18 protein-coding genes are annotated in these 17,531 nt (G+C 61.6%); 4 read left to right on the top strand and 14 right to left on the bottom strand.

All coding sequences use genetic code 11. The features are described 5' to 3' along the window. Nucleotides 1-2 precede the first annotated feature (2 nt). The 7 genes from ACZCWR_RS16635 to ACZCWR_RS16605 form a co-directional block, all read right to left on the bottom strand. Entirely contained in the window at nucleotides 3-1,172 is a 1,170-nt protein-coding gene (locus ACZCWR_RS16635; protein WP_487304094.1) for an ImmA/IrrE family metallo-endopeptidase, read from the bottom strand. 102 nt (nucleotides 1,173-1,274) lie between these two features. Further along, nucleotides 1,275-2,396: a Gfo/Idh/MocA family protein gene (locus ACZCWR_RS16630; protein ID WP_487304093.1), complete on the bottom strand. Its 1,122-nt coding sequence runs from the start codon at nucleotides 2,394-2,396 to the stop codon at nucleotides 1,275-1,277. After that, complete coding sequence (locus tag ACZCWR_RS16625) at nucleotides 2,393-3,454, bottom strand: sugar phosphate isomerase/epimerase family protein (RefSeq protein ID WP_487304092.1); 1,062 nt, start codon at nucleotides 3,452-3,454, stop codon at nucleotides 2,393-2,395. Before ACZCWR_RS16625 ends, ACZCWR_RS16630 begins: the two co-directional genes overlap by 4 nt. 64 nt (nucleotides 3,455-3,518) lie before the next feature. Beyond that, nucleotides 3,519-4,481 (bottom strand): substrate-binding domain-containing protein, encoded by a 963-nt coding sequence (locus ACZCWR_RS16620; protein ID WP_487304091.1) that lies wholly within the window; start codon nucleotides 4,479-4,481, stop codon nucleotides 3,519-3,521. 31 nt (nucleotides 4,482-4,512) lie between these two features. Further along, on the bottom strand, nucleotides 4,513-5,529 hold the full coding sequence (locus ACZCWR_RS16615) for an ABC transporter permease (protein WP_487304090.1): 1,017 nt from the start codon (nucleotides 5,527-5,529) through the stop codon (nucleotides 4,513-4,515). Then, the gene (locus tag ACZCWR_RS16610; RefSeq protein ID WP_487304089.1) at nucleotides 5,510-6,997 is read right to left on the bottom strand and encodes a sugar ABC transporter ATP-binding protein; all 1,488 of its coding nucleotides are present in this window, start codon (nucleotides 6,995-6,997) and stop codon (nucleotides 5,510-5,512) included. Before ACZCWR_RS16610 ends, ACZCWR_RS16615 begins: the two co-directional genes overlap by 20 nt. 2 nt (nucleotides 6,998-6,999) lie before the next feature. Beyond that, nucleotides 7,000-8,019: a LacI family DNA-binding transcriptional regulator gene (locus ACZCWR_RS16605; protein WP_487304088.1), complete on the bottom strand. Its 1,020-nt coding sequence runs from the start codon at nucleotides 8,017-8,019 to the stop codon at nucleotides 7,000-7,002. A gap of 204 nt (nucleotides 8,020-8,223) precedes the next feature. Between ACZCWR_RS16605 and ACZCWR_RS16600 the strand changes: the two genes are divergently transcribed. Beyond that, nucleotides 8,224-8,625, top strand: a complete 402-nt coding sequence (locus tag ACZCWR_RS16600) for a YciI family protein (protein ID WP_487304087.1) — start codon at nucleotides 8,224-8,226, stop codon at nucleotides 8,623-8,625. 18 nt (nucleotides 8,626-8,643) lie between these two features. Here the strand turns inward: ACZCWR_RS16600 and ACZCWR_RS16595 are convergent, their stop codons facing one another. Continuing rightward, entirely contained in the window at nucleotides 8,644-9,351 is a 708-nt protein-coding gene (locus ACZCWR_RS16595; RefSeq protein ID WP_487304086.1) for an SDR family oxidoreductase, read from the bottom strand. Nucleotides 9,352-9,437: 86 nt separating this feature from the next. Further along, on the bottom strand, nucleotides 9,438-9,866 hold the full coding sequence (locus ACZCWR_RS16590) for a MarR family winged helix-turn-helix transcriptional regulator (protein WP_487304085.1): 429 nt from the start codon (nucleotides 9,864-9,866) through the stop codon (nucleotides 9,438-9,440). Nucleotides 9,867-10,173: 307 nt separating this feature from the next. Here ACZCWR_RS16590 and ACZCWR_RS16585 point away from each other — a divergent pair, with 307 nt between their 5' ends. Next, entirely contained in the window at nucleotides 10,174-11,328 is a 1,155-nt protein-coding gene (locus ACZCWR_RS16585; protein ID WP_487304084.1) for a branched-chain amino acid ABC transporter substrate-binding protein, read from the top strand. Nucleotides 11,329-11,357: 29 nt separating this feature from the next. On the opposite strand, the gene ACZCWR_RS16580 is transcribed toward ACZCWR_RS16585, so the two are convergent. The 5 genes from ACZCWR_RS16580 to ACZCWR_RS16560 form a co-directional block, all read right to left on the bottom strand. Beyond that, nucleotides 11,358-11,792, bottom strand: coding sequence for a Fis family transcriptional regulator (locus ACZCWR_RS16580; protein WP_487304083.1), 435 nt, complete (start codon nucleotides 11,790-11,792; stop codon nucleotides 11,358-11,360). A 55-nt stretch (nucleotides 11,793-11,847) separates the two neighbouring features. Further along, entirely contained in the window at nucleotides 11,848-12,096 is a 249-nt protein-coding gene (locus ACZCWR_RS16575) for a hypothetical protein (RefSeq protein WP_487304082.1), read from the bottom strand. A 154-nt stretch (nucleotides 12,097-12,250) separates the two neighbouring features. Then, on the bottom strand, nucleotides 12,251-12,922 hold the full coding sequence (locus ACZCWR_RS16570; RefSeq protein ID WP_487304081.1) for a response regulator: 672 nt from the start codon (nucleotides 12,920-12,922) through the stop codon (nucleotides 12,251-12,253). After that, complete coding sequence (locus ACZCWR_RS16565; RefSeq protein WP_487304718.1) at nucleotides 12,919-14,313, bottom strand: sensor histidine kinase; 1,395 nt, start codon at nucleotides 14,311-14,313, stop codon at nucleotides 12,919-12,921. The genes ACZCWR_RS16570 and ACZCWR_RS16565 overlap by 4 nt, the downstream gene beginning before the upstream one ends. A gap of 198 nt (nucleotides 14,314-14,511) precedes the next feature. Beyond that, nucleotides 14,512-15,447, bottom strand: coding sequence for a LysR substrate-binding domain-containing protein (locus tag ACZCWR_RS16560; protein WP_487304080.1), 936 nt, complete (start codon nucleotides 15,445-15,447; stop codon nucleotides 14,512-14,514). Nucleotides 15,448-15,566: 119 nt separating this feature from the next. Between ACZCWR_RS16560 and ACZCWR_RS16555 the strand changes: the two genes are divergently transcribed. Together ACZCWR_RS16555 and ACZCWR_RS16550 are read left to right on the top strand one after the other, a co-directional pair. Beyond that, the gene (locus tag ACZCWR_RS16555; protein WP_487304717.1) at nucleotides 15,567-16,721 is read left to right on the top strand and encodes a methionine aminotransferase; all 1,155 of its coding nucleotides are present in this window, start codon (nucleotides 15,567-15,569) and stop codon (nucleotides 16,719-16,721) included. A gap of 22 nt (nucleotides 16,722-16,743) precedes the next feature. Further along, nucleotides 16,744-17,514, top strand: coding sequence for an ABC transporter substrate-binding protein (locus tag ACZCWR_RS16550; RefSeq protein WP_487304079.1), 771 nt, complete (start codon nucleotides 16,744-16,746; stop codon nucleotides 17,512-17,514). Nucleotides 17,515-17,531 lie beyond the last annotated feature (17 nt).

The raw sequence follows: 17,531 nt of genomic DNA, 5'->3' as shown, positions 1-17,531 counted from the left end.
TTTCACTTGTCTCCGTTAATGCTATTCGCAAGCCTGCGCAAATTTCCCGGCGCGACGCCGAGCAAGCTGCCCGCATCGCGCAACAGCATGCGTCTCTCGAGCGCGGCTTCCAACACGGCTCGCGTCAAAAGTTTGCTGTTTCTGACCGCCGATGTTCTATAGGCGTTTCCGCCGCCCGATCGCCGCGCGGCAGCCGCTTCCCACGCTGCACGCTCTGCCTGATAGAAACGACCAAATGTGTCCCAGTTGGCGAGTCCGAGTTCGACGGCTCGCCGCCCGATCACGACGCTACTCACTTTGAAATCCCGCGCGAGTTCCTTGACCTGCGAGGCAAATTCGCTTTTGCTGTTCCATCGATTGCGTAGCGCTTGCGCAGGGACGAGAAATTCGGCCGCAACGGAGTTACAGAACTTTTCGACGGCAGCGCTCCGAGCCGATGCAGCACCGAGTGCTTCATTGGAAACGCCGCTCACCCCGATCCAGATATGTGCAAGCTCATGAATCAACGTGAAGATTTGCGCAGCTTTCGCATCTCTTCCGTTTAAGAAAACAACCGGTGCAAGCGTGTCCGACACAACGAAGCCGCGAAACTCATCGACCGAGAGCGGCCGATGAGAATTGTTTCCCACGACGCCCGAACGCATCACGAGAATGCCCACCTCTTCGATTCGATCGATCAAGGCTCGCAGATAATCTTCCCAATTTCGGCTATCGAGGCGACTTTGCTGGGTGACGCCCAGCGTGAGCATCATGTCCTCTGCGACTTCCGCCGGGGCGCATGCGTCCGAACGGAAACGGGCGACATAGGAGAGAGGCGGGGCGTCCTGTTGCTGGCGGTACTCCCTGAACCATGCCTGCTTGCGTAGGACTTCGTTGAGCAGTTCACGAAAGTCCGCGCCGAGCGGCTTGACCGGTTCATCGCCGACCGTTCGGAAATCCGCAATGGGCAACTGTTCGTTGGGAGGCGAAGCAAGATACAGATAGCCGAATGGAATATGGGTAATGTCGGCGATCCGCTTCGCTTGTCGGAAAGTCGGTTTGCGCTCGCCGTTTTCCCAGGACATAACCCGATCGAAATCGGTTCCTAGTTTGTCGGCCAAAGCACGCACGTCGATCCCCGAACGCTCACGCGCCCAAGTCAGAATCGCCGGATTGATTTGCGCTTCGGCCACGATAGAAGAGTTGCAAGTGAGAAAGCTCGTAGCCTAGCATCGCACGCCGGAAAAGTCGTTGACTCGCGGCAGAGTTCGGCTGAAGTTCAGCCATGCAGAAGGTCAATTCAGCGCGACCCACTCCCCATCCTTATCACCGCTCTCCAAAACCGCCCGAACAAACCTCAACCCCTCCACCCCATCCTCCACCGTCGTCAACCATTCATCCCCTTGCGTGGTCCCACGCGCGATACATTCCGCCGCATCCGTATAAACCTGCGCGAACGCTTCCACATAACCTTCCGGATGCCCCGCCGGCACACGCGTCGCGTGCAGCGCTTCGGGACTCTGCACACGCCCGCGCGTGATGCGTTGCGACGCACCACCAATCGGCGTGAACCACAACTCATTCGGCGTCTGCTGATCGAACGACAGCCCCGCCTTCGTCCCATACACACGCAAACGCAGCGCGTTTTCCTCGCCCGCCGCAACCTGACTCGCCCACAACATCCCCCGCGCACCGTTGGCATACCGAAGCATCGCCTGAACGTGATCGTCCACGCGCCGGTTAGGAACGAACGTCGTGACATCGGCCGATAGCGAAACGGGCCGCATCCCCGTGACATATTCGGCAAGCTGATACGCATGCGTACCGATATCGCCGAGACAACCCGCCGGACCCGCCAGCGCAGGATCGGTGCGCCATACCGCCTGACGGTTCGCCTGTTCTTCCACCGGCAGCGAAAGCCAGTCTTGTGCATATTCGACCTGCACGACGCGAATATCGCCCAGCAAGCCCTGCTTCACCATGCCGCGCGCATGCCGCACGAGCGGATAACCGGTGTACGTATACGTCACCGCGAACACGCGATCCTTCTCGCGTGCGAGCTTGGCCAGCGCCTCGCCTTCTTCCAGCGACACGGCAAGCGGCTTGTCGCAGATCACATGAATACCGGCTTCGAGAAACGCGGTGGCAATCGGCGCATGCAGATGATTCGGCGTGACGATCGCCACCGCCTCGATACCATCCGCCAATCCCGCCTCGATGCGCGCCATCTCTCGATAATCGTCGTAGCTACGCGCAAGACCGACCGCTTCCGCACTCGCCTTCGCGCGTTGCGGATCGGACGACAACGCGCCCGCAAGCAACTCATAACGATCATCCAGCCTTGCAGCCATGCGATGCACCGCGCCAATGAACGCGCCTTCGCCACCGCCGACCATGCCGAGCCGCACGCGTTTCATCGCGAATCTCCGAGTCCGAGAAGACCGCGCATCTGCTCGCGGCTCGCGCCGCTGTCCGCGAAATCATCGAACGCACGCTCGCCCACGCGGATGATGTGATCGCGGATAAAGATTGCGCCTTCACGCGCGCCATCCTCGGGATGCTTCAGCGCGCATTCCCATTCGAGCACGGCCCAGCCCGCGAAATCGTATTGCGCCATCTTCGAGAAAACGGCCTTGAAATCGATTTGCCCGTCGCCGAGCGAACGGAAGCGTCCGGCGCGATCGACCCATCCGGAATAACCGCCATACACGCCTTGCCTGCCATTCGGACGAAACTCCGCGTCCTTCACATGAAACGCCTTGATACGTGCGTGATAAATATCGATGAACGCCAGATAATCGAGTTGCTGCAAGACGAAATGACTCGGATCGAACAGGATATTCGCGCGCGGATGATCGTCCACGGCTTCGAGAAAGCGTTCGAACGTCACGCCATCGTGCAGATCTTCGCCGGGATGAAGCTCATAACAAACGTCCACCCCCGCACGATCGAACTCATCCAGCACGGGCCGCCAGCGCGCAGCGAGTTCCTCGAACGCAGCCTCGACGAGTCCCGCCGGACGCTGCGGCCACGGATAAACATAAGGCCACGCCAACGCGCCCGAAAACGTCACATGCGCATTCAATCCCAATCTTTTCGATGCCGCCGCCGCCTGCTTCAACTGCGCAATCGCCCATTCCGTGCGCGCAGCGGGATTGCCGCGAACATGCGGTGCGGCGAAGCCATCGAACAGCGTGTCGTAAGCGGGATGCACGGCAATCAGTTGCCCTTGCAAATGCGTCGACAACTCGGTGATCGCCACGCCCGCATCTTCCGCCGTGCGGCGAATATCGTCGCAATAGGCATCGCTCGTCGCGGCTTTCTCCAGATCGATCAGACGCGGATCGCACGGCACCTGAATGCCTTCGTAACCCAGTCCTTTGGCCCACGACGCCAGATTGCCGAGCGTATCGAACGGCGCGGCGTCGCCCATGAATTGCGCGAGAAAGATCGCGGGGCCCTTGATGGTCTTCATCGTTCGCCTCGAAAATAAAAAGCCGGTCATGCGTGATGCTTCACATGACCGGCTGCCTTGAACATCAGAACGGCGAGTTCGGGAAATAGAACTGCTTCGCGTTGTCCTTGGTGATGAGCACCGAAGGAATGATCGTCGTCGCGGGCAGTTTCTCGCCCTTCAGGCGCGCTTCGGCGGTCAGCTTGATCGCGTCGTAGATGAACTTCGGCGAATACGAGACATCGGCAGGCGTGCGCGCGTCGCCATCCATGATGCGCTTGACGGCGTCCTTCGAACCCGCGCCGCCGAACACGATCTTCACGTCGGTGCGCTTGGCCTGATCGATCGCCTTGAGCACGCCGATCATCATGTCGTCATCCGCGGCCCACACGGCGTCGATATGCTTGAAGCGCGTGAGATAGTCCTGCATCGTCTTGAAGGCGTCGTCGCGATTCCAGTTCGCATACTTCGCATCCAGAATCTTGATGTCGGGATAGCCCTTCAGCACGCCTTCGAAAGCGGTCCAGCGTTCGTTATCCAGCGTGGTCGGAATGCCGCGCAGCGCGACGATATCGCCCTTGCCGTTGAGCGCTTTCGCCAGATATTCGGCGGGAATCTTGCCGAACGCGGTGTTGTCGCCGGCCACATACGCATCCTGCGCGCTGGTGTCGGTCAAACCGCGATCCACCACCGTCACATACACGCCTTTCTTGTGAACCTGCATGACCGGCTGCGTGAGCGAGGCCGATTCCTGCGGGAAAATAACCAGCGCGTTGATCTTGTTGACCGTCACCAGATCCTGAATCTGATTGGCCTGTTCGGACGCGCTCGCCGCCGTCTTCACGATCACCTTGAGATCGGGATTGGCCTTCTCCAGTTCCTTCTTCGCTTCATTGGCCCACCACACAATGCCGCCCGTGAAGCCATGATCCGCCGTCGGAATGGCGACGCCGAGCACCACCTTGTCCGCAGCGGATGCAGACGGCGTGACAGCAAACGCACTCGCCGCCAGCGTGAGCGCGCCGAGCGCGCGTACCAGTTGTTTCATGATGTTGTCTCCTGTTTATAAGCCTTCCTGATTAACGACGCCCACGCTGCAGGAGTGCCACGACAATGATCACGGCGCCCTGCACCGCCGCGTTCAGATACACGCTGATGATGCTCGTCAGGTTCAGAATATTGTTGATGACCGAAAGCAGGATCGCGCCGATGATCGTGCCGATCACGCGCCCTTCGCCGCCCTTGAGCGCGGTGCCGCCCACGACCACGGCCGCGATGGCTTCGAGTTCCCAGAGAATGCCGGTGGTCGGCGTCGCGGAACCGAGACGCGGCACGTAGAGCACGGTCGCGACCGCCACGCACAATCCGAGCAGAACGTACGTGACGATCTTCACGCGATCCACGTTGATCGCGGCATAGCGCGCGACCTGTTCGTTCGAGCCGATCGCCTGCACATGCCGCCCGAACACCGTGCGGTTCAGGACGAGCGCGCCGCCGAGCGCCACGATCAGAAACACCCAGATCGGCACGGGAATACCCAGAATGCTCGCGTAATAGACCGGCCCGTAAAGATCGACGAGCGAATTGTCCAGCGTGAGCGCGCCGCCATCCGCGAGCCATGTGAGCAGCGCGCGAAAGATGCCGAGCGTGCCCAGCGTGACGATGAACGGCTCGATCCGCCCTTTCGTGATGAGCACGCCATGCGCGAAGCCGAACAACGCGCCGAGCACGAGCGCCAGCACGATGCCCAACGCGATGATGAGCAACGGCGGCACCGCATGCCCATGAAAGCCCTGCAACAGCGCGTTCATCATGTAGATCATGCTGCCCGCGATGAGCGCGGCCATCGACCCGACCGACAGATCGATGCCGCCCGAGATGATGACGAAGGTCATCCCCACCGCGATGATGCCGATGAACGACGTCCGCTGAAGCACGTTCATCGCGTTGTCGAAGGTGGCGAAATCGCCGTTGAGCAGCGTGCCCGCGACGCACAACGCGATCAAACCGAGCAGCGGCCCGATGCCGAACAGCACGCGCGCAAAGGCGGAGAGCCGGCTCTCGCTTTCGATGTCTTCAGTGTGTGCCGGTCGCATGCGCGATCAACCTCTCTTCGGTCAGAAGGTCCATGCCGAGCGTGGCGACCAGTTCGCCCGCGCGCATCACCGCGACGCGATGGCACAGGCCGATCAGCTCGATCAGTTCGGAGGAAATGACGATCACCGCGCGGCCTTCGGCGGCCAGGCGGTGAATCAAAAAATAGATGTCGCGCTTGGCGCCGACATCGACGCCGCGCGTGGGTTCGTCGAGCACGACAACGCGCGGATCGGGATGCAGGAACTTGGCGAGCGCGAGCTTTTGCTGATTGCCGCCGGAGAGCATGCGCGCGCGGTTCGCCGCGTTGCCGGTGCGAATCCCGAATTCTTGCATGGCGATGCCAAGCGCATACCGTTCCGCCCGAAAATCCAACAGCGGATGCGCGTAGCGTTCGGGCGTCATCATCGTGAGATTGTCTTTGAGCGCCATGTCCACATGCAGGCCGCGTCCCTTGCGATCCTCGCTCAGATACGTGATGCCGTGACGCATGGCATCGCGCGGCGTTTTGAGCTTCACGGTTTCACCATCGATCACGATGCTGCCCGCGCCCATCTTGCGCAAACCGACGAGCGCCTCGAACAATTCCGTGCGGCCCGCGCCGACCAGGCCCGCGAAGCCGAACACTTCACCGCGGCGCACGGAAAAGCTGATCCCTTCCGCCCAACCCGGCACCGACGCCTGTTCGACCTTGAGCGCGACGGGCGCGTCATCGGCGAGCGGCGGTTTCTCGGGGAACATGTCGGAGACTTCGCGGCCGACCATCATGTTGGCCATTTGCTGACGCGTGAGCGTGTCCGTCGGCGCGCGCGCGACGAAGCGGCCATCGCGCATGACGACGACTTCATCCGTCACGCGCTCCACTTCGTCGAGCTTGTGCGAGATATAAACGATGGTCGTGCCCGCTTCCTTCAAGCGCGCCATCAAAGCAAACAAACGCTGCGTTTCGGCGGGCGTGAGCGTGGCCGTCGGTTCGTCCATGATGAGCAGACGCGCGCGCCGCAACATGGCCTTCGCGATCTCGACGAGCTGCTTTTCCGCGACGATCAGATCGCGCACGCGCGTGTCCGGGTTCTTGTACAAGCCAACTTCGTTCAACTGCGCGCGGGCGGATTCGCGCATCGAAGGTTCATCGAGAAAATAGCCTTTGCGCAGTTCATGCCCGAGAAACATGTTCTGCGTGATGCTCAAATGATCCGCGAGATTCAATTCCTGATGAATCAGCACGATGCCGGATTGCTCGGCATCGCGCGAATTCGAGAACGTGCGCGGCGTGCCGTCGATGAACAAGGTGCCCGCGTTCGCGCGTTCGTAGCCCGCGAGAATCTTCATGAGCGTGGACTTGCCCGCGCCGTTCTCGCCAAGCAATCCGACGATACGCCCCGGCGCGAGATCGAAGCTCACGCCATGCAGCACGCGCACCGGCCCGAACTGTTTTTCGATTCCTTCGAAACGCACGGCAAGACTCATCCTCACGCGCTCCTTCGTTCGATCAGCCGATGCGGCAGCAGCACGCCGGGCACATCCGCGTCCGGTTCGCGCAGACGCCGCAGCAGGAGATTGGCGGCGGTTTCGCCGAGCAGTTGCATCGGCTGCGAGACGGTGGTGAGCGGCGGATCGACGTGCGCCGCGACCGCGATGTCATCGAAGCCGACCACGGCGACGTCTTCCGGCACGCGCAGGCCCGTGCCGCGCAGACCGTTCATCACGCCGATGGCAAGCGTATCCGATACCGCGAAGATCGCGGTGGGACGCGCCGCGCCGAGCATGGTCAGTTGCGCGGCGGCGTGGCCGCCTGCATCGTAATCTAGGCTGTTGAGTTCGATCTGCCAGGCGGCATGCGCGTGCAGGCCGGCGTCTTTCATGGCATCGAGATAACCGGCAAGACGCGCACGTCCGTACAGATAACCTTGCCCCGAGTTGATGAGCGCGATGCGCGTATGTCCGCGCGCGATGAGATAGCGCACCACGTCCCCCGCCGCACGATGATTATCGATGCCGACATACGGCACGCCTCCCGCCGGATCGAACTCGCAGCACGCGACCCACGGCAGGCGCGAGGCTTCTTCGGCGAGCGCCTTTTGCACGGCGGCGGGATCGAGACAGATGGCGCCATCGGCGCGGCGTCCGCGTAGGAGATCGAAATAACTGCGTTCGCGCATGAGGTCCGCGCCGGTATCGCACAGCAGCATGTAGTAGCCGTTTTGCCGCGCGACCAGATCGATGCCGCGCACGATGGCGGCGTAAAACGGATTGCCGAAGTCCGGCACCATCGTCAGCAAGAGACGGCTTTCGGCGGTGCGCAGATTGCGCGCGAGTTCGTTGATGCGATATCCGCTCGCGGCCACGGCGGCCAGCACGCGGTCACGCGTTGGCTGACGCACGTTCGTATGTCCGTTGAGCACGCGCGATACCGTGGCGACGGAGACGCCCGCGCGCTCGGCGACGTCGGCAATCGATACTTCCTCGCGTGGACGAACGGTATCGGACATGCTTCGCGCCGGGTCGGGCGTGGGAGATGTAATGGATTACATTATTTGTGTTTGTGGGGAGGGAAGGCAACTGGAAAAGGATAGGGATAAACGCCTAAGACTCATAGCGTGGGAACGTGTCGAACTCGTGCCATCTTGCTCGTCGTAAGGTCGAAGCGGTGCGATTACCGCTTTCCAATCGATGACATCCTCAAGGAGAACCCCATGCGCTTCATGATGCTGATGATCCCCCACGGCTACGAGTCCGCCGCTCCCGGCACGATGCCCGAAGCCGACGCCATCGTCGCGATGGGCAAGTACAACGAAGAATTGCAGAAGGCGGGCGTCCTGCTCGCGCTCGATGGTTTGCATCCGCCGTCGATGGGTGCGCGCGTGAGCTTTCAGGACGGCAAGCCGCGCGTGGTCGATGGCCCGTTTGCCGAAGCCAAGGAAGTGCTCGGCGGTTACTGGATGATCGATGTGAAATCGCGCGAGGAAGCCATCGAATGGGCGCGGCGCTGTCCGGGATCGAACAACGAGACCATCGAGATTCGGCAGGTGATGGAGTTCAGCGACTTCCCGCCGGACGTGCAGGAAGCGGCGTCCGGCGTCGGGAAGAAGTCGTGAAACTTCGGAGGCATTCGCTCAACCGGGAATGCCGGTGATGTAAATCGGCTTGTCCGTGGAGAGCGATTGCTTGATGGCGCGGCCGGTGTCATCGACGAAGACTTCTTCCTGATCCTTCGCGACGGCGGCCAGCACTTCGTTCACCACGTGCTCGGTCGTCACCTTCGGCGCGTCGATCTTCGCGGTCATGTCGGTATCGATCAAACCGGGATGCACGGCCACCACGAGCGTGCCCTGCCCGCGCAATTCGGTGCGCAACACGTTGGTCGCGGCCCACGCCGCGGCCTTCGAGATGTGATACGCGCCGCCATCGGGCAATGCAGCCCACGTCAGCACCGACAGCACGTTGATGACCGCGCCGCCGCCGTTGCGCTTGAGCACGGGCGCGAATGCCTGCGTCACGTTGAGCACGCCGAAGGTGTTGATCTCCATCACGCCGCGCACGTCGGCGGTGGTGGCGGGATCGGTCAGCGGGCTGCGCGTGGACACGCCCGCGTTGTTCACGATCACTTGCACATCGCCATACGCGGCGGCGGCTTCGGCGATATCCACGGCATTCGTCACATCCAGCCGCACGGGCACCACGCCGGGAATGTTCACGCTGCCCGGATCGCGCGCCGCTGCATAAACTTTCGCCGCGCCCGCTTCCAGAAGCGACTTCGCGAATTGCTTGCCGAGCCCGCGATTGGCGCCGGTGACGAGTACGACCTTTCCTTTGATCTGCATGATGGCTCCGTTAAATTTAAAAAGTGCATATACACTGTCGATGACATGAAAAAGGCCCGCGTCGCGCAGGCCCGATCAGGCTCGACTCATTCCGTCGCGGTCAGTTCGAACAGCGATTTACGCAACGCCTTCGCGCGTTTATCGCCGAATTTCTGTTCGAATTCCGCCTGCGCCGCGCGCCATTGCACGGCCGCTTTCGCATATATGTCCTTGCCTGCCGCCGTTAGACGCAAACCGACGGCACGCGAATTCGCCAGTTCCTGCGCGGCTTCGACGAAACCATCGCGCTGCAACGGCTTCAAGGCGCGGACGAGCGTGGTGCGGTCCATGACCATGGTATCGGCGAGTTCGGCCATGAGCACGCCGGGCCTGCGCCCGATCGACGCCATGAGCGTGAACTGCGCCGACGTCAGCCCGATTTCGCTCAAATGCCGCTCGTACATTTGCGACACGTAGCGGGCGGCCTGACGAATGGCAAAGCAATGGCAATCGAGAGGAGATGAGTCGGAAGTCATGCGTTACATGCTATTAGTGCATATGCACTTTGTCAAGCACCATCGAAATGACCGGTCAGATAAATGGGCGTGAATCGTCGCGTGCCCGCGCGGCACGAAACGCGCTCAGCCGCGCCGAGTCTGCGATCCCGCCGGATAAGGGCTGTGCCGAAATCCGCATCGCGCGCGCGACTTAACCACAAGACGCGGCCAATTTGGCTCCCTAAATTGCGCATGTCCGCTGCCGGACCGATGAGGTTCCATTCGATGGCCGTGCAGTTCCTTGAAAGGCCACCGCGAATCAACAGATCAATAAGGAGAGGAAACCATGCGTATCCCCATGAAAGCATCGGCGTGGCTGGTGGCGTGCGCCACGGCGACGTTCGCTGCCGTGCCGCTCGCCGCTCATGCCGAAGATATGACCGTCAAGGTCGGTTTCGCCGCGCCGCTGACGGGCGCGAACGCAGGCTATGGCAAGGATCTCCAGAACGGCGTGCAACTCGCGCTCGATGAAGCCAACGCGAAGAAAATCAGCATCGGCGGCAAGACGGCCAACTTCCAGATTCAGGCGGAAGACGATCAGGCCGACCCGCGCGTCGGCGTGCAGGTCGCGCAAAAGTTGGTCGATGACGGCGTAGCCGTGGTGGTCGGCCACTTCAACTCCGGCACGACGTTGCCCGCCTCGCCGGTCTACAACAGCGCGGGCATTCCGGTGATCGATCCGGCCGCGACCAATCCGACCATCACCACGCGCGGTCTGGAAAACGTCTTCACCGTGATTTCGAGCGATGCCCAGAACGCCGGCAACGCAGGCGTCTACGCGGTGACGACGACCAAGGCGAAGCGCATCGGCATCATCGATGACCGGACGGCGTTCGGGCAAGGTGAAGCCGACGAGTTCGAGAAAGCGGTGAAGGCGAAGGGCGGCAACATCGTCGCGCGCGAATTCAGCGATAACCAGACCGTGGATTTCAGCGCGCAGCTCACACGCCTGAAATCGGCCAACGTGGACCTGATCTTTTTCGGCGGCCTCGACCGCCAAGCCGCGGCGGTGGTCAAGCGCATGAAGCAACTGGGCATGACCGCGCAGTTCGTGGGCGGCGGCGGCGTGATGGACACCGACTTCCTCAAGCTCGCGGGCGATGCCGCCGACGGCGCGCAAGCGTGGGAATACGGCAGCCCGCTCGACAAACTGCCGCAGGGCAAGGCCTTCGCCGACAAGTTCCAGAAGCGCTTCGGCGTGGCGATTCTTTCTTACGCGCCGTTCGGTTACGACGCCGCGTGGGCCGCCATCAACGCGATGCAAAAAGCCGGTTCCAGCGATCCGAAAGTCTATCGCCCGGTGCTCAAGGCCATTTCCTTCGATGGCATCACGGGACCGATCGCGTTCGACAGCAACGGCGCGCTGAAGAACGCGTCATCCACGCTGTATCAGGTCAAGAACGGACAGTGGGAATCCGTCGAGACCAAGCACGGCATGTAAGCGCGGCACTTTGCAGACGACCGCGCTGTTCAGGCCTCCGGCGCGGTCGTGCGCAGCACCGAATCCACCATCTCCTTCAGGCGTTCGTTGCATTGCACGAACGCCGCCAGATGCACTTCACGCAATTGCCGGTCGTGTTCGTTCACCACCGAGATGAGACGTGACAGCCCTTCCAAAGGAAACTGCCACACGCCCGTCTTGCCGCCACGTTCCAGCATGGTAAGCACATCTTCTTCGGCTTCACGGATGACGTTCTTGTCCAGCTTGCCGTAACCCATCACGGTCAGCATGTTGGCGAGCAGCACCGCCTGCGCGAGACATTGCGCCTCCAGTTTGCCCGCGCGGCCATGACGCACGTTCTCTATCGCGATGCGATATTGCAGCACGATCATCTCGGCATCGCGGCGTGGTATCGGTAGCCAGTACACCTTGGCATTGCGTTGACGCGCGGGTTTCACGGACATGGCTTTCCTGGTGTTTTGCATGATGGGATCGGAAGAGTGAAATGGCCGAAATGATTCAGAGACAAACGATCAGACCAAGTAACGCAAACAGACACAGCAAGGCGTCGAAAAAGAAGAACCAGTTGGACGTGAACAGCGAACCGCGTGCATCGTGCGAGCGGTCCTCGTCGGCTACGTGCCATGCGCCGACATATCGAGCCAGCACGCAGTACGACAGCCCGATCGACGCGAGCACGACCACGCCCAGCAAGACGAACGACATCACGTCTTCCGGAAAGCCCAGAAAGCAGACCGATGCTTCCACACACACACCGCCTCGAATGCCCCGTTGCCGTCTTTGATCGATTTTGGAAACGACGATTCATGCTAAACAGTCGAATCCTTCAACGCGCTATCGCACGATCCAACATGTCATAGGGATGTCTACCGAGCGCGGTGCACGATCGTCGCGGATCGTTTCAGAATTCACGCGTGCGCAGGATATAGCCCAGCCCGCGCAAGGTCATGATCTGCGCGCTCGATTCCGCGAGCCGCTTGCGCAGACGGTGAATGTAGATATCGATGGCATCCGCGCTCGGGATATCGTCGAGCGAGAACACGCTTTCGATCAGCGTCGCCTTCGAGACAGTCTTGCCCTGACGGAACATCAGCGCTTCAAGAACGGCGTGCTCGCGGCGGCGCAAAGCGAACGGTTCGTCCTTATAGAGAAACTCGCGCGTATCGAACAGATATTGAAGATCGCCGCAGATAAGCAGCACGTTATCGGTCGCGTACTTGCGCCGCGTCACCGCTTTGATGCGCGCGACCAGTTCGCGCCCGTCGAACGGCTTGACGACGAAATCGTCCGCGCCGGCGGCGAAGCAGTGCACCTTGTCATCGATGGAACCGTGCGCGGTGAGCATCAGCACGGGCACGCCATCGCCACGGCGGCGCAGGCGCGTGAGCAGTTCCTTGCCGCTCATGGCGGGCAGACGCATGTCGAGCAGCAGCACGTCGTAGCTTTGCCGCTTGAGGATCGCATCGGCAATTTCGGCGGCCGTCACATGATCGACGACGAAGGCATCCGCGCGCAGCAAGTTCACGATCCAGTGTGCCAGTTCGGCGTTGTCTTCAACGAGCAGGAGTTTCATCGCGAGGTTCTTGTCTCTGGTTCGTTGCAGACAGGCAGACGCACGGCGACGGTGAGCCCCGCACCATGTCGGCCCGGCCCGAGTTCGACTGTGCCGCCATGCCGTTGCGCGATTTCGCGGACGATGGGCAAGCCCAGCCCGCTGCCTTCCACCGTGCTCGCGCCGCGCCAGAAGCGCTCGAACGCGCGCGCGTGCCATTCGGCGGCGATGCCCGGTCCGTTGTCGATCACTTCGAGCACGACGAACGCGCCCGCGCGACGCACCACCGCCGTCACGCATCCGCCTGCTTGCGTGTAGCGGATGGCGTTATCGACGAGATTCGACACGAGCGCGGTGAACAACGCGGCATCGCCCGCGACGCAGGTGTGCGGCTCGAATTCCGCGCCGAGATCGATATCGCGCGCCTGCGCCGCGACGATCAGTTCTTCCAGCACGGAGGCCGTCACGGCGGCAAGATCGGTGCGCGCACCGCTGCGCACAGGCGCGGATTCCGCCTGCGCAAGCAGCAATAGCTGGCTGGTCATTGCCTTCATCGTGTGGATGCTGCGTCGCGCGCCGTCGAGCGCCTTGCCGGACGCGGCGCAGTCGGTCGTGCGGTGCGCGAACTGAATCTGCGTGTCGATGAGCGCGAGCGGCGTGCACAGTTGGTGCGCGGCATCCGCGACGAACTGGCGTTGCGTCTGCGTGTGCGTTTCGATTTCCGCGATGCAACGGTTGATCGCATCGACGATCGGCCCGAGTTCGCGTGGCAAGCCGGTTGCGCGGATCGGCTCGATCTGCATGGGCTTGCGGCCGGCGACATCGTCCTTGAGACGAATGAGCGGCGTGAGTTCGACGGCCAGGCCCAGTGGCACGAGAACCGTCACGAGCACGAGCATCAACAATTCGCCGAGCAATTGCGGACGCCACAGATGGCCGAGCGTCGCGCGGCGCGCGTTCTGCGTTCGCGCGACGACCACCGTCACCGGTTCCTGCAAGCCGTCGTTGTAAAGCTCGCGCGCGAAGGCGACCGCGCGCACGGGCGCGTTGTCGTAATGGCAGTTGTAGAAAACCGGTTGTCTGAGATCGCGCTCGGGCACCGTGAGGCCGGGCGCGCCGACCAGAAGCGCGTTGTCCGCGGTGACAACCTTGTAATAGAGCCGGTCCTGTCCCGGCGAGTCGGCCAGCTCGTCGAACGCAGGAAGCACGGTGACGGCGGGCCGGCCATCCACCCATTGAACGGATTCGAGAATGGTGCGCGCGGAGGACAGCAGCGACGCATCCTGCATGATGTCCGCAGTCTGCCGCGCGACTTCGTGCGACACCATCAAGGTCACCGCGACGAACGGCGCGAGCGGAACGAGCAGCCACAACAGCAAGCGCGCGCGCAGGCTGAACGTGAAGCCGCCGATAAACTGCCGCCACGATGACAACAAATGGGCGAAGGATCTGAGCCGCACTCAGGAATCTCCGTCGATGAACCGAACGGCCTGTTCGCATGACAGGCATCGTCCGATCACGAAGATTCTAGTGTGGGTAACCCTTCTGGATGCCTTCGGGAAAACCGATTCCGTCTACGGGATTTCCACACTATACGGCGCGTATTTTCATTAGTTCGTAGTGCGCATATTCGCGGATGCCCTCAACCGTTCCTGCGTCGATGCACCCTCTTCCGTCAGCCATCGCGCGAATTGTTCGAGCGCAGGCGTGGGCGCGGGACGTTCGGGATAAACGAGAAAGTATTTCGCGCCGCTCGTCACGCGCAATTCGAACGGCGCGATCACGCGTTTCGCGTTCAGATCTTCTTCGATGAGCGAAACATCGCCGATAGTCACGCCCAAGCCTTGCATGGCGGACGACATCGCGAGATCGAGCGTGTCGAAATGCTGCGCTTTCGATGACGGCAAACCCGGATAGCCGTACGCCTTCAGCCACAGCAGCCAGTCGCGCCGGTCGCGCGTGGGATGAAGCAGCGTCTTGCCCGCGAGATCGCCGGGCGTCGGCGCGTGGCCGCGTCGTGACTTCCAGAGTTGCGGCGCGCACACCGGCGTGAGCACTTCATCGAACAGAGGCTGCACGACCAGTCCTTTGGACTCCGGCATGTCGCCCGTGCTGAAGACGATGGCAGCATCGAACTGTTCGCCGCTGAAATCGACGCCGTGCGACACGGAGGCCGTCACTTCGATCACCAGTTCGGGCCGCTCGTTCTGCAACTGGATGACACGCGGCAAGGTCCAGCGCATGGCGCAGGTCGGACACTTCACGCGCAAGGTGCCGGACTGTGCCTGCCCTTTCGCCAGCGCCTCGCCGATCTGCGCGAACGCCTGCTGCAACGGCGCGACGAGCAGCGCGCCCTGCTGCGTGAGCGCGAGACCGCGCGCCTGCCGCACGAACAGCGCATAACCCAGATGCGCTTCGAGTCCCGCGATCTGACGGCTCACCGCGCCTTGCGTGAGATTGAGCGTTTCCGCCGCGCGCGTGAAATTGAGCTTGCGGGCGACGACAAGAAAAGTGTCGAGCAGGTCGAGCGGAGGCAATGGTTTCATCGTAATTAAGCCATGTTCTGCGTGCATGGCTAGTATGACAAAGTTTCGATTGTCCGCGTGTTTTTGAAGCGCTGGAATGGTCGACTGTCATCATGGATCAAGCCACCGGAGACGCCGCCGTGCGAAGCGCCTGCATTCCCGTATCGAAGCTGCCGAGCGTCGGCACGACCATTTTCACCGTGATCGGCCAACTGGCCGACGAACATCACGCGCTCAATCTCTCGCAAGGCGCGCCGAATTTTGCGTGCGACACGCGGCTCATCGATGGCGTCGAGCGAGCCATGCGGGCCGGACATAACCAGTATTCGCCGATGTCCGGCGTGCTCGCGTTGCGCGAGGCCATCGCCGAAAAAACGCGCAAGCTTTACGGCGCGCACTACGATCCGGGCACCGAAGTGACGGTCGTCGCGAGCGCGAGCGAAGGGCTGTATGCGAGCATCAGCGCGCTCGTGCATCCCGGCGACGAGGTGATCTACTTCGAGCCGTCGTTCGACAGCTATGCGCCGATCGTGCAACTGCAAGGCGCGACGCCCGTGGCGATCAAGCTCTCGGCGGAAAACTTCGGCATCGACTGGGACGAAGTAGCTGCCGCCATCACGCCGCGCACGCGCATGATCCTCATCAACTCGCCGCACAATCCCACGGGCAGCGCTTTTAACGACGCCGACATCGCGCGGCTCACGGCGCTCACGCGCGGCACGAAGATCGTCGTGCTGTCGGACGAAGTGTACGAACACGTGGTGTTCGACGGCGCGCTGCATCACGGCATGGCGCGTTATCCCGAACTCGCGGAAAGAAGCGTGATCGTGTCGTCGTTCGGCAAGTCCTATCACGTGACGGGCTGGCGCGTGGGCTATTGCCTCGCGCCCGCCGAACTGATGACGGAGATCCGCAAGATCCATCAGTTCATGACTTTTTCCGCCGATACGCCGATGCAAATGGCCTTCGCCGAAGCACTTGCCGATGAATCCAGTTACCTCAATCTCGGTCCGTTCTATCAGCACAAGCGCGATCTGCTCGCGCAATCGCTCGCCGGTTCGCGTTTCGAACTGATGCCGAGCGCGGGCAGCTTTTTCATGCTGGCGCGTTACCACGCGATCTCCGACGAACCCGACAGCGATTTCGTGCTGCGGCTGATTCGCGAGGCGCGCGTCGCGACCATTCCGCTGTCCGCCTTCTATACCGACGGCACCGACAACCGCGTGATCCGCCTTTCCTTCGCCAAGGACGACGACACGCTGATCGAAGGCGCGCGCCGCCTTTGCGCGATTTGATACTTATTCGGAGACCACGACGATGAAACAGCAATCCGTTTTGATCGCTCTATTTGCCGCTTGTTCCTTCGCGCATGCTGCCGACACGCTGCGTTACGGGCTGGAAGCGCAGTATCCGCCGTTCGAATCGAAAGCGGCGAGCGGCGAGTTGCAAGGGCTCGATATCGATGTCGGCAATGCCGTGTGCGCCGCCGCGAAGATGCAGTGCAAGTGGGTCGAAACCTCGTTCGATGGTCTGATTCCCGCGCTGCAAGGCCGCAAGTTCGACGCGATCAATTCCGCGATGAACGCCACCGCGCAGCGCCGTCAGGCGATCGATTTCACGACGGTGGTGTATCGCGTGCCGACGCAGCTTATTGCCAGGACGGGCAGCGGGATCGAGCCGACGTCTGCATCGCTCAAGGGCAAGAGCGTGGGCGTGCTGCAAGGCTCGATTCAGGAGACGTTCGCCAAGGCGCATTGGGAGAACGAGGGCGTGAAGGTCGTGCCGTATCAGGACCAGAATCAGGTTTATGCGGATTTGAAGTCGGGGCGATTAGATTCGACGTTGGTGCTTGCGCCTGCGGGTCAGAGTGGGTTTCTTTCTAAGCCGGATGGCGCGGGGTTTTCGTTCGTCGGCGCGCCGGTGAGGGATGACAAGATTCTGGGGAGCGGTATTGCTTATGGCATCCGTAAAGGCGACGACGCGCTGAAGGCGAAGCTCAACGCGGCGATCGAGAAGGTCAAGGCGGATGGGACCATCGATAAGTTCGCTAAGAAGTATTTGGGGGATATTGATATTTCGGCGAAGTGAGAGCCAAGGGCGGCTGT

It is taken from the genome of Caballeronia sp. A2-2 (genome assembly GCF_057612605.2).
Note: the sequence above shows the minus strand (reverse complement) of the source record. Positions and strands in the feature narration are given on the sequence as shown.

What these genes read in the sequence shown, in the direction of transcription:
- ACZCWR_RS16610 (WP_487304089.1), bottom strand. Translation starts at nt 6,997, where the DNA reads ATGAGTCTTGCCGTGCGTTTCGAAGGAATCGAAAAACAGTTCGGGCCG.
- ACZCWR_RS16620 (WP_487304091.1), bottom strand. Translation starts at nt 4,481, where the DNA reads ATGAAACAACTGGTACGCGCGCTCGGCGCGCTCACGCTGGCGGCGAGT.
- ACZCWR_RS16560 (WP_487304080.1), bottom strand. Translation starts at nt 15,447, where the DNA reads ATGAAACCATTGCCTCCGCTCGACCTGCTCGACACTTTTCTTGTCGTC.
- ACZCWR_RS16600 (WP_487304087.1), top strand. Translation starts at nt 8,224, where the DNA reads ATGCGCTTCATGATGCTGATGATCCCCCACGGCTACGAGTCCGCCGCT.
- ACZCWR_RS16615 (WP_487304090.1), bottom strand. Translation starts at nt 5,529, where the DNA reads ATGCGACCGGCACACACTGAAGACATCGAAAGCGAGAGCCGGCTCTCC.
- ACZCWR_RS16580 (WP_487304083.1), bottom strand. Translation starts at nt 11,792, where the DNA reads ATGTCCGTGAAACCCGCGCGTCAACGCAATGCCAAGGTGTACTGGCTA.
- ACZCWR_RS16585 (WP_487304084.1), top strand. Translation starts at nt 10,174, where the DNA reads ATGCGTATCCCCATGAAAGCATCGGCGTGGCTGGTGGCGTGCGCCACG.
- ACZCWR_RS16570 (WP_487304081.1), bottom strand. Translation starts at nt 12,922, where the DNA reads ATGAAACTCCTGCTCGTTGAAGACAACGCCGAACTGGCACACTGGATC.
- ACZCWR_RS16630 (WP_487304093.1), bottom strand. Translation starts at nt 2,396, where the DNA reads ATGAAACGCGTGCGGCTCGGCATGGTCGGCGGTGGCGAAGGCGCGTTC.
- ACZCWR_RS16625 (WP_487304092.1), bottom strand. Translation starts at nt 3,454, where the DNA reads ATGAAGACCATCAAGGGCCCCGCGATCTTTCTCGCGCAATTCATGGGC.
- ACZCWR_RS16550 (WP_487304079.1), top strand. Translation starts at nt 16,744, where the DNA reads ATGAAACAGCAATCCGTTTTGATCGCTCTATTTGCCGCTTGTTCCTTC.
- ACZCWR_RS16595 (WP_487304086.1), bottom strand. Translation starts at nt 9,351, where the DNA reads ATGCAGATCAAAGGAAAGGTCGTACTCGTCACCGGCGCCAATCGCGGG.
- ACZCWR_RS16590 (WP_487304085.1), bottom strand. Translation starts at nt 9,866, where the DNA reads ATGACTTCCGACTCATCTCCTCTCGATTGCCATTGCTTTGCCATTCGT.
- ACZCWR_RS16605 (WP_487304088.1), bottom strand. Translation starts at nt 8,019, where the DNA reads ATGTCCGATACCGTTCGTCCACGCGAGGAAGTATCGATTGCCGACGTC.